The sequence below is a fragment of the Rhizobium sp. 01L419 genome (assembly GCF_056400025.1).
This window is the reverse complement of the sequence record NZ_JBFTSM010000009.1, coordinates 244,236-256,727: the sequence shown is the minus strand read 5'-3', so window position 1 is coordinate 256,727 and position 12,492 is coordinate 244,236. Positions and strand designations below refer to the sequence as shown.

Annotated in this window: 11 protein-coding genes and 1 tRNA gene; 5 read left to right on the top strand and 7 right to left on the bottom strand. The window is 60.7% G+C overall.

Features of this window, described 5'->3' with window-relative positions:
- Nucleotides 1–8 precede the first annotated feature (8 nt).
- From AC1DUP_RS19590 to AC1DUP_RS19565, 6 genes are all read right to left on the bottom strand, one after another.
- The gene (locus AC1DUP_RS19590; protein ID WP_113507246.1) at nucleotides 9–893 is read right to left on the bottom strand and encodes an ABC transporter permease; all 885 of its coding nucleotides are present in this window, start codon (nucleotides 891–893) and stop codon (nucleotides 9–11) included.
- Complete coding sequence (locus AC1DUP_RS19585; protein WP_113299578.1) at nucleotides 890–1,837, bottom strand: ABC transporter permease; 948 nt, start codon at nucleotides 1,835–1,837, stop codon at nucleotides 890–892. Before AC1DUP_RS19585 ends, AC1DUP_RS19590 begins: the two co-directional genes overlap by 4 nt.
- Before the next feature lie 63 nt (nucleotides 1,838–1,900).
- Nucleotides 1,901–3,409 carry an ABC transporter substrate-binding protein gene (locus AC1DUP_RS19580; RefSeq protein ID WP_113299579.1) on the bottom strand — a complete coding sequence of 503 codons (1,509 nt, stop codon included), beginning with the start codon at nucleotides 3,407–3,409 and terminating at the stop codon, nucleotides 1,901–1,903.
- 81 nt (nucleotides 3,410–3,490) lie between these two features.
- A complete protein-coding gene (locus AC1DUP_RS19575; protein WP_115036112.1) occupies nucleotides 3,491–4,213 on the bottom strand; it encodes a FadR/GntR family transcriptional regulator in 723 nt (240 codons plus the stop codon).
- 203 nt (nucleotides 4,214–4,416) lie between these two features.
- Entirely contained in the window at nucleotides 4,417–5,859 is a 1,443-nt protein-coding gene (locus AC1DUP_RS19570; RefSeq protein WP_477833887.1) for a M81 family metallopeptidase, read from the bottom strand.
- Nucleotides 5,860–5,866: 7 nt separating this feature from the next.
- Nucleotides 5,867–7,000 (bottom strand): ROK family transcriptional regulator, encoded by a 1,134-nt coding sequence (locus AC1DUP_RS19565; protein ID WP_477833885.1) that lies wholly within the window; start codon nucleotides 6,998–7,000, stop codon nucleotides 5,867–5,869.
- Nucleotides 7,001–7,137: 137 nt separating this feature from the next.
- Between AC1DUP_RS19565 and AC1DUP_RS19560 the strand changes: the two genes are divergently transcribed.
- The 3 genes from AC1DUP_RS19560 to AC1DUP_RS19550 are packed head-to-tail and all read left to right on the top strand — an operon-like array spanning nucleotide 7,138 to nucleotide 10,538.
- Nucleotides 7,138–8,688 (top strand): ABC transporter substrate-binding protein, encoded by a 1,551-nt coding sequence (locus tag AC1DUP_RS19560; protein WP_477833883.1) that lies wholly within the window; start codon nucleotides 7,138–7,140, stop codon nucleotides 8,686–8,688.
- 60 nt (nucleotides 8,689–8,748) lie between these two features.
- Nucleotides 8,749–9,669, top strand: a complete 921-nt coding sequence (locus AC1DUP_RS19555; protein WP_477833881.1) for an ABC transporter permease — start codon at nucleotides 8,749–8,751, stop codon at nucleotides 9,667–9,669.
- A complete protein-coding gene (locus tag AC1DUP_RS19550) occupies nucleotides 9,669–10,538 on the top strand; it encodes an ABC transporter permease (RefSeq protein WP_477833879.1) in 870 nt (289 codons plus the stop codon). Before AC1DUP_RS19555 ends, AC1DUP_RS19550 begins: the two co-directional genes overlap by 1 nt.
- A gap of 61 nt (nucleotides 10,539–10,599) precedes the next feature.
- On the opposite strand, the gene AC1DUP_RS19545 is transcribed toward AC1DUP_RS19550, so the two are convergent.
- Nucleotides 10,600–10,674: transfer RNA gene (locus AC1DUP_RS19545), tRNA-Gly, on the bottom strand.
- Nucleotides 10,675–10,931: 257 nt separating this feature from the next.
- Here AC1DUP_RS19545 and AC1DUP_RS19540 point away from each other — a divergent pair.
- Entirely contained in the window at nucleotides 10,932–11,441 is a 510-nt protein-coding gene (locus AC1DUP_RS19540; protein ID WP_477833877.1) for a prolyl-tRNA synthetase associated domain-containing protein, read from the top strand.
- Between the two features lie 58 nt (nucleotides 11,442–11,499).
- Nucleotides 11,500–12,471, top strand: coding sequence for a thioredoxin (gene trxA, locus AC1DUP_RS19535; protein WP_113299586.1), 972 nt, complete (start codon nucleotides 11,500–11,502; stop codon nucleotides 12,469–12,471).
- The last annotated feature ends 21 nt before the right edge of the window (nucleotides 12,472–12,492 follow it).

The following is a 12,492-nucleotide window of genomic DNA, read 5'->3' as shown; positions in this document are numbered from 1 at the left end:
TCGAAGAGTCACGCTTCGCGCGGATCGAGCGCATCGCGCAGGCCGTCGCCCAAGAGATTGAAACCGATAACGACGAGGAAGATGGCGATACCCGGCCACATCGCCATCCATGGTGCCTGGCTGAGGAAGTTCTTGGCAACGTTCAGCATCGAGCCCCAGCTCGGTGCCGGCGGCTGCTGGCCGAGGCCGAGGAAGGAGAGGCTGGCTTCGGCGATGATCGCGGTCGCAATCGTCAGTGTCGCCTGCACGAGGATCGGCGCGAGCACATTGGGCAGGATGTAGCGGGTGATGATGCTGAAGTGACGGAGCCCGATGGAGCGCGCACCTTCGATATATTCCTCGGTCTTCACAGCCAGCACCTGGCCGCGGGTCAGCCGCACGAAGATCGGCATGGCCGAAAGCCCGATCGCGATCATCGCATTGGTGAGGCTTGGGCCGAGGAAGGCGGCGAGGGCAATGGCGGTAATGAGGAAGGGCATCGCCAGGAAGGCTTCAGTGATGCGCGAGATCACCATGTCGATCCAACCGCCGAAATAGCCGGATACAAGGCCGAAGGGCACGCCGATGAGAACGGCGATCGCCACGGAAAAGACACCCGCCATCAAAGAGGCCTGAGCGCCCCAGATCATGCGAGAGAGGATATCGCGACCGAGGTCGTCTGTGCCGAACCAATGGGCGGCGGATGGCGCCTTGCGGATCGCCGACCAGCTTGTTGCGATCGGATCGGGAATCGGCAGAAGCGGTGCGATAATCGCAAGGATAGTGAAGAAGGCGATGATGGCGAGGCCGACGAGCGCGCCCTTGTTGGCTTTCAGCTTGCGCCACGCACGGTTCGGCGAACGTTGCTCGCTGGAGGCGACGGGTGCGGCTGCGACTTGATCGATTACGGTCATAGCGAGGCCCTCATGCGCGGATTGAGGAGGACGTAAAGCACGTCGGCCACGAGGTTCATCAGGATGAAGCCGATCGCGGTGCATATGACGACGCCCTGGACGACCGCATAATCGCGGTTGAAGACGGCATCGACGATGAGTTTCCCGAAGCCGGGAATGGTGAAGATCTGCTCCGTGAGAACGGCGCCGGCGAGAAGCTCGCCAAACAGCAAGGCGGTCAGCGTTACGATGGGCAGGACGGCATTACGGAAGCTATGCTCCAGTACCACGGAGCTTTCCGAAAGCCCCTTGGCACGGGCGGTGCGGATATAGTCGGCGCTCAGGACGCTCAGCATGGCCGATCGGGTGTGGCGCATGAGCGTGGCGGCGAGTGCATTGCCGAGCACGAAGGAAGGCATCAACATGGTTTCGAGCGAACGTAGCGGATTCGAGAAGAAGGGTTCGTAGCCCGAGGCTGGGAGCCAGCCGAGATTTACGGAGACCAACAGGATCAGCATGATGCCGAGCCAGAAATTCGGGATCGAAAGGCCTGATAGTGCGATGATGTTGGCGATATAATCGATGGCAGTGTTCTTCTTGACCGCCGCCAGAATGCCCATGGGAACGCCGATCGCGAAGGCGAAGATCATCGACATGATGGCGAGCTGGATTGTGACCGGCAACTTTTCGGCCACGAGTTCCAGAACCGGCTGGTTGGTGCGCAGGGAAATGCCGAGATCACCCTGAAGCGCAGAGCCCAGCCAGTAGAAGTACTGATAGGGGACTGGGTCGTTGAAGTGATATTTTTCGCGCAGGAATTCCAGCACCTGCGGGTCTCTCTCCTCGCCGGCCATGGCCAGAATCGGATCGCCGGGTAGAAGCTTCTGCAGCGAGAAGACGAAGACCGAAATGATCAGCAATGTTGGAATGGCGACCAGCAGCCGCTTGGCGATGTAACTGTACATGGGCGCTCCCGTAGCGTCGGGAGGACGCGGCAAAATCTGCCGCGCCCTCAGAGACTTGGCGTATCAGCCTTCTTTTTTCACGCCGATCAGGCGAATCATGCCGTCAGGCGAGGGGATGAAGCCGGAGACATTCTTGTGGAACGCCCAGCTCCAGGACTGGTGACCGATGAAGGTGATCGGCAGGTCCGCGTTGAGGATCACAGCCGCCGCATCATACTTCTGCTTGCGCACGGAATCATCGGTGGATTGACGAGCCTCGCTCAGCAGCTTGTCGACATCGGGATTGCAGTACTTGCTGTCATTCAGGCCGGCATTGCATGTGACGAACTGCTGAATGTTGCCGTCAGGATCGACGCGGCCAGACCAATCCGAGCGGCTGAGTTGGTAGTTGCCGGCGGTCTGCTCGTTGAGAAGGGTCGCAAATTCGGTCGCCTTCAGCGTTACGTCAAAGCCAGCCTCCGCGACCATCGACTGGATAATCTGCATCATCTGCATCGTGACCGGACCGTTCGCGACCATGATCTCTACGGGAACGCGGTCGTAACCGGCTTCCTTCACGAGAGATTTGGCCTTTTCGACATCGCGGGCCGGGACTGGGATATCCTTATCGAACCAGGGGCTGCTCGGCGGGAACGGCTGGTTGCCGGCAACGGCCGTGCCGTCATAAACGATCTGCATGGCGGCTTCGCGGTCGATGGCCAGCGAGAAAGCCTGTCTCAGGCGCTTGTCCTTGCCGAGCGGATTGTCAGCGCGCGCACCGTTGCCGACATTGGCGTAAATGCCGAGCCAGCCGGTATTGACGACATCCTTGTAGACGAGGTTCGAATCGGCTTTGATCGTCGCGGCGTCAGTTGCTGCGGGACGCTCGATCATGTCGAGATCGCCTGATTGCAGGTTAGCGAGGCGCACGGTCGTATCCGGGATCGGCAGGTAAGTGACCTTGTCGACGAAGACGTTGTCCTTGTTCCAGTAATCCTGGAACTTCTCGAGCACGATGCGATCCTGCTGGACGCGTTCGACAAATTTGAACGGGCCGGCGCAGACCGGATGGTCGCCGAACTTGGCGCCAAGTTCCTTCGCTGCCTTCGGCGAGACGATCATGCCGGCGCGGTCGGAAAGCTGGGCGAGAAGGGAGACGTCCGGGCTTTTCAGCGTGAACTTGACTTCGTATTCGCCGGTGGCCTCGACCTTGGCGACGGAGGCAAGCTCGCTCTTTCGACGGGATTCCGGCAGGGTGATGTTTCGCTCGATGGTAGCGACGACGGCCTCAGCGTTGAAAGGCGTCTCATCCTGAAATTTTACGCCCTGACGGAGCTTCATGGTGAGCTCCTTGCCATCGGCTGACCAGTTCCACTCGGTCGCAAGCTGCGGCACGATCTTCAAATCCGGCGAAACGTCGACCAGCTTGTCACACATCGCGGTGTAAACGATGCGGCCCACGAATGAGCGCGACTGAGCCGGATCGAGCACATCAGCGTCGTCCTGCAGGCCGATCTTCAGGTCGACCGCGAAAGCCGGAAACGCAAACAGCGCTGCCGTTGCAGCGGTCGTTAATAATTTGGCGAATTTCATTCCATTCTCCTCTGTTATGTTTTTGTTTCACGCTGTCGTTGGAAGCCGGCGAGTTATGGCTCCGCAGGTCTTCCTTCGCGTTCAGCTGGCCTTCTCGGCGCCCGTTTCACCGTGATCCAGCGAGGTGATGCGGATGAGGCTCTCCTGCAGGGTCAGCAGATGCTGGCGCATGGCCTCGCCTGCCTTGGCCGGATCGCGCGCGGCAATGGCGTCGACGATGGCCTTGTGCTGGCCATGCGTGACTTCACGTGTGCGGCTTATGCTGCGGGCGCGCTCGCGGATCATCTGCCAGGCGGGGTCCTGGCGTACGCGATTGATGACGTCGAAAATCGTCAGGAAGAACTGGTTGCCCGCGCACTGGGCGATCTGTCGATGCAGCGTACCGTCCCACAACTCGCGACCATCAGCATCGGTGCTCTCGTAGATCTTCTCTACCAGATCATACATGCGTTCGATCTCCGCCGCCTTGGCGCGCATGGCGGCAAGCTGGACGAGCTGCGGCTCGACGCGGAGACGCACCTCCATGATCTCCATGAAATCGGTTTCAGCGACGATGGAATCGACTTGACTGCTCCATTCGTCCGGCCGCTTGCCGGCGAAGGTGCCGGAGCCTTGCCGGCGCCATATGCGGTCTTCGGCTTCCAGCACTTCCAGTGCGCGGCGGATGGAGCGGCGGCTGACGCCGAGCATTTCGGAGAGGGTGCGTTCTGTCGGCAGCTTGCCGTCTGCGTCAAGACTATCCGATTGCAGGAGAGCTCTCAGCTTCTCCAGCGCATAGTTGGAATTGCCCTGCGTTTCGTCCATTGCCGCCCGAACCAATTTGATATTGGTTCAGTGCAAACCAAATTCGACCGATCGTCAAGCGCTTTTTTGTGCAGATAAATATCTGCCTGTTTTTTCGCCGTGCAGCATGGTTTTGCGGCAGATGCGAAGGCCGAATGCATGATTTCATGCGACCCGCGGCCTTATCGGGCGTGCCGAACCAAAAACGCAATTGGTACGACGCTTCAGCGCTTGGCGGATCGTGCGGACGGGAAGGTCTGCGGTTCGAAGGCAAAGTCCTTGTCGAAGGGGTAGGTCGGATGCTGCTTGCGCAGGCGCGGCAGGCGCTCGACGAACTGGTCGACAACGCCGGCCGAAAGCGCCATCAGGCTCGGATTGGCGATCGGCGCAAGTTCCGGCGAGAGATAGCCGGACTTGACCACGATGATTTTGGCCGTCTGCGGATCGAGGCCGAGGCGGGTGAAATCGACGATGTTATGGTAGGGGCGGCGTTTGGCCGAAAGCACCAGATCGATGCCGCGGATGGAAACGACGGCCTGGCGGTCGGCTGCATCTGCGGTCTCGTGCAGGAACTTCACAGTAAAGCGTCCTGTCAACGGCTTGCTGCCTTTGGTATCGAGCGAGGCGCCGACCGTCAGCTCCAACGCAGCACCCATACCGGCAGCATAGCAGGTGTCGGTGGCAGCCTTGTCCGCGATGCCGGCGAAGACCACGCCGGTGGCGCCCTTTGCAATCAGCTCGGCCAATACGTCGGCGCGATCGCCCACGCCGCCGCCAGTCGGATTGTCGCCGGATTCCGCAAGCACGACGGGGCCGGTAGGGCTGGCGATCGCCTTGGCGACGCACTCCTCGATCGAGCCGGTTTCGCAGCCGAAGATGAATTCTGCGCGCACCTCCCAATAGGCTTTTGCCAGACGTTTTGCCTCGCGCTCCAGAACCGCGCGGTCCGTGCCGGTCATGATGGCGGCAGCCGTGGCGCGGGGCTCGTCGGCCCAGACGTAGCCGACCATCAGCGAGGCATCCCAGACGCCGTCAAGCGTATCGATGCCGGGCAGTTCGGCATAGAGGCTCTTTGCCGGTTCATCGACGGTGCTGGTGCGTTCACCCGGCAGGACGACCGGGATCGGGGCCCACAGCAGGGTGGGCTTCACACCGGTCTTCAGGCTCTTCACCAGCATGGAGACCGAGCGGCGCATGGTTTCCTCGACATCGATATGGGGCGCGGTGCGATAGGTGGAGTACATGTCGAGCGCGTCGAGGATGCGCTGGGTGACGTTGCCGTGCAGGTCGTAACTTGCCGAAACCATGCAATCATCGCCGACGAGCGCGCGGGCCGCGCTGATCCAGTCGCCTTCCGCATCCTCCATGCCCTCGACATACATGGCGCCGTGCATGGCGAGATAGAGGCCGTCGAGCGGCAGAAGCTGTTTCAGGCGCTCGAGGAATTCGGCCTTGAAGGCCTCATAGGTGTGACGGGCGACCGGGCCGCCGGCAATCGCGCGGGCATGGATCGTCGGCAGGAATTCGGCATCGTAATCCCGAAGGAACGCAAAGTAGGGAGCGGCCAGCAGTTCCTCTCCGCGCACCACCCGGAAATCCTTCTCTTCGTTCAGGACGGGATTGTACGTGCTGCATTCGATGTGAATGCCACCGACGGCGATGCGCATGGGAACCTCAGCTTATATTGGGACCAATCAGAAAATTATGGGCGGCGATGCTGGCAGCCCCCCGCGCCCAGACGTCGCTATCGACGCGGCGGGTGCGGATTGGCGTCTGGCCGGCATAACGCGGGAGAACATTGGCTTCGATCGACTGTTGCACGACCGTGCCGAACAGGCCATCGAAGGAGCCATCGACGTGGGTGACGAGGATCATGCCGGGATCGTTCATCTGGATCAGATGCGAGATCGCCAGGCCGAGTGCTGCGCCGGCCTTGTGGATGATGGCGATCGCCTCGGCCGTGCCGTGCGAGGCTTCCTCTTCCAGTTCCGATAGCGAGGCGCATTTCAGGCCAGCGGTTCGCGCCATTTCCTTGATCGCCTTCATGGAAGCAATGGTATCCAGGCAGCCGCGCTTGCCACAGCGGCAGGGCGCGCCGCCCGGCTCTATCGTCGCATGGGCGATTTCGCCGGCGCCGCCATGATTGCCGCGATAGAGCCTGCCGTCGATGAAATGGGCGCAGCCGATGCCGTCTCCGAGTGAAACGACCGAGAAATTCGGCGTGTCGCGGGCAATGCCGAAGAGCTTCTCGCTGACGGCCACGGCCTTGGCGTCGTTCTCGATGAAGGTGTCGACGCCGCTCGCCTGACGGATGATATCGGCGAGCGGTACGTCCTGCCAGCCGAGCAGGGTGGATTGCACGCAGGTTGCCTGCTTTTCATCGACGAAGCCGGACAGCGCCACGCCAATGCCGGCAAGCTTCGAGCTTGCCTGCGGGTGGCCCTTCAGGATTTCCGGCAGGCAGTAGGCGATGGCATTGGCGATGACCTTGGGGTCGCGGGAATGGGGTAGCTGCTGACGGGCGATGATATTGCCGTTGAGGTCGCTGAGGATCATCGGCGCAGGATCTTCCAAAAGCGAGATGCCGATGAAGAAGGCGCATTCGGGTTTCAGGTCGAGCAGGACGGAGGGACGGCCCTGGCCGTAGACCGTTTCCGTTTCATGCAGCACGCCGCGCTCGATCAGCTCGCGGGCAATGCCGCTCATCGCCGCCTTGCTCAGCCCGATCGCGGCCGCAAGGTCGGTCCGGCTGAGGGGACCGGACTCGCTTATGACCCGCAGAAGCTCGCGCTGCGATGAGTTGAACATTCAATTCCTGACCCTGTTGCTTCTGATTTTGCCTTGACAATAAGTTCACAAAATGAACCAATCAATCAAAATAAATTACAAAAATTGATCAAGGCCGACCGAAAGGCGGCTTCAAGAATCAACAAGAGGGTGAACCAATGGAAATCATTCGCAAGAAATTTATTAGCACTCGCCAGTTTGCATTGAGCTGCGCCGTCGCCGGAGCGCTGTTTGTGCCGTTTTCCGCCTTCGCTTCCACGCTGACGGTCATGCAGACCGAAGCGCCGCGCTCGATGGATCCGGGCGATCAGACCGCGACGTTCACGGCCGCGGTTCTGGACCCGATGTATGAGGGGCTTCTCGCCCGCGCCAAAGGCCTTACTCTCCAGCCTGCGCTTGCTACGGAGTGGTCGAGCGACGATGCCGGCATCGTGTGGACCTTCAAGCTGCGCCAGGGCGTAAAATTCCATGACGGCACGCCGTTCGATGCCGATGCCGTGGTCAAGAACTTTACACGCCATCTCGACACCAAACGCGGTCTTGCCGCCAGCGGCCGTCTGCGCACCTTCATCGACAGTGTCAGCGCTGTCGATCCTTCCACGGTGCAGTTCAAGCTTAAAAAGCCTTATCCCGCCTTTCTCGCGCTTCTGACCACCGGCGCCTGCCTCATGGTCAGCCCGACCGCAGATGCTGCCGGCACGATCGGCAGCAAGGCAGTCGGCACCGGTCCCTACAAGCTGCAGGAATACAAGTCCGGCGAATATGTGCTGGAAACGAAGAACACTGATTGGTGGGGAGGCGCGCCGAAAGGTGCCGACGAGATCAAGTGGACCTGGACGGCCGAGCCGTCGGTCATGAACATGGCGCTGCAGACGGGTGATGCCGATATCGTCAATCCGCTGCCGGCCGCCTTTGCCAAGCAGCTCGCGGCCAACTCGGATATGAAGGTCAACAAGTCGGATGGTTCGGCAGTGTTCTGGGTTTCGCTCAACACCAAGCTGAAGCCGCTCGACGATGTGCGTGTGCGCCAGGCTCTGAACTATGCGACCGACCGGGACGGCCTCGTCAAGGCGATCATGCAAGGCAATGCGACGCCGGCAAATTCGCCGTTGGCGCCGGTCACGCCCGGCTATGAGAAGACGCTTGCGCCCTACACCTATGACGTCGACAAGGCGAAGAAGCTGCTCGCCGATGCCGGCTATCCCGATGGTTTCTCGATGACCACCATCGTGCAGGAGCCCGAGGCACGCATTGGCGAACTGCTGCAGGCCATGTGGGCGAAGGCCGGGGTGAAGCTTGACGTGCAGCGCATGGAAAGCGGTGTCTGGGCAAAGGCCGCCTTTGCTGATCCGGCCGGCAAGGCGGCTGCCAATACGGGTTCGGTGATCGCCTCCTGGTCTTCTGGCGTCAACGGCGCCGACCTGCAGTTCCGGCCGCTCTACTATTCGGCAAGTGCTTCGCCTGCCAGCGCCAATCTCGGCTTCTTCAGCGATCCGAAGCTCGATGAGTTGATCGACAAGGCAGCCTCTACGCTGGACGAGAAGGCGCGCAATGCGGTCTATGTCGATGCCCAAAAGGAGGTCAACGAGCAGGCGCCGCACGTTCTCCTCTATACGACGCAGGATCTCTATGCTGCCCGCGATAACGTGAAGGGTGCCTGGGTCATCCCGGGAGGCCAGGTCGTGGTCAAGGAAGCCACCAAGGACTGATGCGTATCCGGGCGGGCTGCGTATTGCGTCGTCCGTCCGATCACTGACAATGACGGTCCGATGAAAGCCTATATTCTCAAGAAGCTGCTCGCGTTGCCGCTGATCCTGATCGGCGTGTCGCTGCTCATCTTCATCGCCATCCGCGCGCTTCCCGGTGATCCGGCCCGCATGATGGCCGGCCCCGAAGCCACGCAGGAAGCGGTCGATAATATGCGGGCCCGGCTGGGGCTCGACCGCAGCATCGCCGAACAATATGGTTCGTTTGCCTATGGCGCCGTCAGGGGCGATCTCGGCATGTCCCTGAAGTCGAAGCTGCCTGTCGTCGATGAAATCGCCGAGCGGATGCCCTTTACGCTAGGCCTTGCGATCACCGCCTATCTGCTGGCGATCGCCATCGGTGTCCCGGCCGGCATGATCGGCGCGATCTACCGGCATGGCTGGCCGGACCAGGCCGTGATGTTGCTTGCCATCGCCGGCGCTTCCATCGCCAATTTCTGGCTGGCGCTAATGGCGATGAATACGTTCTCCGTCAGTCTCGGTTGGTTGCCGCTTCTCGGCGCGACCTCATGGAAGAGCTTCATCCTGCCGTCGATCACGCTCGCGGTGCTGCCGATGGCTGTCATCGCCCGCATGACGCGCTCCAGCATGATCGAGGTGCTGGCGCAGGATTATATCCGCACGGCGCGGGCCAAGGGTGTGGCGCCCAGCTCAATCTACTGGAGCCATGCGCTACGCAACGCGCTGATCCCGATCGTCACCATCGTCGGCCTGAATTTCGGCAGTCTGATCGGCGGCGCCGTCGTCACCGAATCGGTCTTCAACTGGCCGGGCATCGGTCGCCTGCTGGTCGATTCCGTGCGCTATCGCGACTATCCGGTCATTCAGGGTGTGACGCTGGTCGCTGTGACAGGCGTCATCGTCATGAATTTCCTGGCGGAAATGACGATCGCTGCGCTCAACCCGAAGATAAGGTTCGACTGATGGCGGTGAGCGAAGCGGAAAAGGTTGTGACCGGCAGCAGCGGCATGCGCCGCGCCTTGCGCTGGCTTGCGACGCATAAGGGCATCACTATCGGCGGCGGGCTGATCGGCATCATCGTGCTGATGGCAATCTTTGCGCCGCTCGTCACCTCGGCCGATCCCTATTCTCAGGATCTGCTTTCGACCATGCTGGAACCATCCTGGGAGCACCCCTTCGGCACCGATGACAATGGCCGGGATATTTTCGCCCGCGTGCTCTACGGCGCGCGTATCTCGCTTTTAGAGGTCGTCCTCAGCGTCGGGCTCGCCATCGTCGTCGGCGTGCCGCTCGGCATTGTCTCGGGCATGACCGGGCGCTATGTCGACCAGGCGATCATGTGGTGCATGGATATCCTCTTCGCCTTCCCGGGCATCGTGCTTGCCATCTTGATCGTCAGCGTGCTCGGCACCAGCCTGGTGAACCTGCTGATCGCCATCGCGATCTTTTCGGTGCCGGTCTATGCGCGGCTCAGCCGCAACCTGACGCTCGGCCTCAAGGCGATGGATTATGTCGAAGCGGCGATCTCGCTTGGCGTGTCGCGCCATCGAATCATGACGCATTACATCCTGCGCAACGCGATCGGCCCGATCATCGTGCAATCGACGCTGACGGCAGGCACGGTCATCCTGTCGGCCGCAAGTCTTTCCTTCCTCGGGCTCGGCGCGCAGCCGCCGCTTCCGGAATGGGGAGCGATGATGAGCGATGGCCGCAATTATCTCGGCCTCAACATCTATATGTCGCTCTTTCCGGGCCTTGCGATCATGGTCACCGTGCTCGGATTCAACATTCTCGGCGACGGCCTGCGCGACCTACTCGATCCGCGGAAATAGCCAATGTGGGGCGTAGTGAGCCGCACTTTTCATCTAATCGGTTGGGAAAGTTTTGAGAAACTGGAGCGGGCGAAGGGATTCGAACCCTCGACCCCAACCTTGGCAAGGTTGTGCTCTACCCCTGAGCTACACCCGCTCAATCCACACAGGTCCGGGGTAGTAAGTAGCGGACCGTGGGCGCCACCTTGCGGCGACGGGCGCTATATCGCCCAAACGATTTTCAAATGCAACAGGGAAATGACGGAAAAACGAAGAAAAGTTCGGATGGCGGAGAACCGGCTTCGGAAACGCCGCGAATGCGGGGCAACGCGTCGGTCCTGAAGATTGCCAAGCTCGCGAGGCGGACTTAAGCAGACAGTCCAATCTGCCTTACTCTTGTCTGATGGAATGATGATGACCGAAAACAAGCCCAAGACTCGCCAGGATCTTCTCGCCTTTCTCGATGGCCTCGGCATCGTCCACAGTACCAAGGACCATGCGCCCGTCTTCACGGTAGCCGAATCGGCGGCGCTGCGGGACGAGATCCCCGGCGGACACACCAAGAACCTGTTCGTGAAGGACAAGAAAGATCGTTATTTCCTGCTGACCGTGGAGGAAAATGCCGTCGTCGACCTCAAGCAGGTCCATACCATCATCGGCGCTTCCGGGCGCGTCTCTTTTGGCAAAGCCGAGAAGCTGATGGAATATCTTGGTGTCATTCCAGGCGCTGTGACCGCGCTCGGCGCGATCAACGATACCGGCAACAATGTCACCTTCGTGCTCGATGCGCATCTGATGCATGATGACATCGTCAACTGCCATCCACTCTCCAACGACGCGACGACTTCGCTCGCCAGCGCCGATCTGATACGATTCATGGAAGCGACAGGGCATAAGCCGCTTGTCTTGAAAGTGACGTCCTGACATACGATTTTAGCGCTATCAGAGAGACGCCGGCAGATCGGCGCGGCGGGAGATATCTATGAGCGGCAGCGACAATCCCTATAACGGCTCCTTCGGCAACCAGATGTCGGCAACGGCAAGTTTCGGCACGACACCGCAGCCTGCGGTGGAGGGCGGCCATATCAAGGACACGACGACAGCGAATTTCACCAAGGACGTTCTGGAGGAATCGCGCAACCAGCCGGTGCTGGTCGATTTCTGGGCGCCCTGGTGCGGTCCGTGCAAGCAACTGACGCCGGTGCTCGAAAAGGTCGTCAACGAGGGGCAGGGCCGCGTCAAGCTGGTCAAGATGAATATCGACGATCATCCGTCGATCGCCGGCCAGCTCGGCATCCAGTCCATTCCCGCCGTCATCGCCTTTGTCAACGGCCGCCCGGCCGACGGCTTCATGGGTGCGGTGCCGGAAAGCCAGGTCCGCCAGTTCATCGATCGCCTTGCAGGTCCTGCAGGCGCCGATCAGGCTGCTGAGATCGAGGGGGTTCTCACCGAAGCTGGCGAGTTGCTTGCTGCCGGGAACATCAATGAAGCGGGACAGCTTTATGGTGCCGTCATGCAGGCCGATCCGGAAAACACCAAGGCGCTTGCCGGCGTGGCCGAGTGCTTGATTGCGGCCGGTCAGCATGGTGAGGCCCGCCAGATGCTGAGCGAGCTGCCGGAAGAGCTTGCCAAGGATACCGGCATCCAGGCGGTTCTGAAGAAGCTCGACCAAATCGAAGAAGCCCGCAAGCTCGGCGATCCGATCGCCCTGGAACGCGAGTTGGCTCTGAACCCCGATCATCATGAAGCGCGCCTGAAGCTTGCCAAGATCCTCAATGTCGAAGGCAAGCGCGATGAGGCAGCCGAGCATCTGCTCACCATCATGCGCAAGGACCGCACCTTCGATGATGACGGTGCCCGCCGCCAGCTCCTGCAGTTCTTCGAGGTCTGGGGTTTCAAGGATCCGGCGACGGTTTCGGCCCGCCGCAAGCTTTCCTCGATCCTGTTTTCCTGAGTTTGCACCTCCGCCCTTGCG

Bases quoted from the DNA above. Each gene is read 5' to 3' on its own strand.
- AC1DUP_RS19575 (WP_115036112.1), bottom strand. From the start codon at position 4,213: ATGGACGAAACGCAGGGCAATTCCAACTATGCGCTGGAGAAGCTGAGA.
- AC1DUP_RS19570 (WP_477833887.1), bottom strand. From the start codon at position 5,859: ATGCGCATCGCCGTCGGTGGCATTCACATCGAATGCAGCACGTACAAT.
- trxA (WP_113299586.1), top strand. From the start codon at position 11,500: ATGAGCGGCAGCGACAATCCCTATAACGGCTCCTTCGGCAACCAGATG.
- AC1DUP_RS19555 (WP_477833881.1), top strand. From the start codon at position 8,749: ATGAAAGCCTATATTCTCAAGAAGCTGCTCGCGTTGCCGCTGATCCTG.
- AC1DUP_RS19560 (WP_477833883.1), top strand. From the start codon at position 7,138: ATGGAAATCATTCGCAAGAAATTTATTAGCACTCGCCAGTTTGCATTG.
- AC1DUP_RS19585 (WP_113299578.1), bottom strand. From the start codon at position 1,837: ATGTACAGTTACATCGCCAAGCGGCTGCTGGTCGCCATTCCAACATTG.
- AC1DUP_RS19580 (WP_113299579.1), bottom strand. From the start codon at position 3,409: ATGAAATTCGCCAAATTATTAACGACCGCTGCAACGGCAGCGCTGTTT.
- AC1DUP_RS19565 (WP_477833885.1), bottom strand. From the start codon at position 7,000: ATGTTCAACTCATCGCAGCGCGAGCTTCTGCGGGTCATAAGCGAGTCC.
- AC1DUP_RS19590 (WP_113507246.1), bottom strand. From the start codon at position 893: ATGACCGTAATCGATCAAGTCGCAGCCGCACCCGTCGCCTCCAGCGAG.
- AC1DUP_RS19550 (WP_477833879.1), top strand. From the start codon at position 9,669: ATGGCGGTGAGCGAAGCGGAAAAGGTTGTGACCGGCAGCAGCGGCATG.
- AC1DUP_RS19540 (WP_477833877.1), top strand. From the start codon at position 10,932: ATGACCGAAAACAAGCCCAAGACTCGCCAGGATCTTCTCGCCTTTCTC.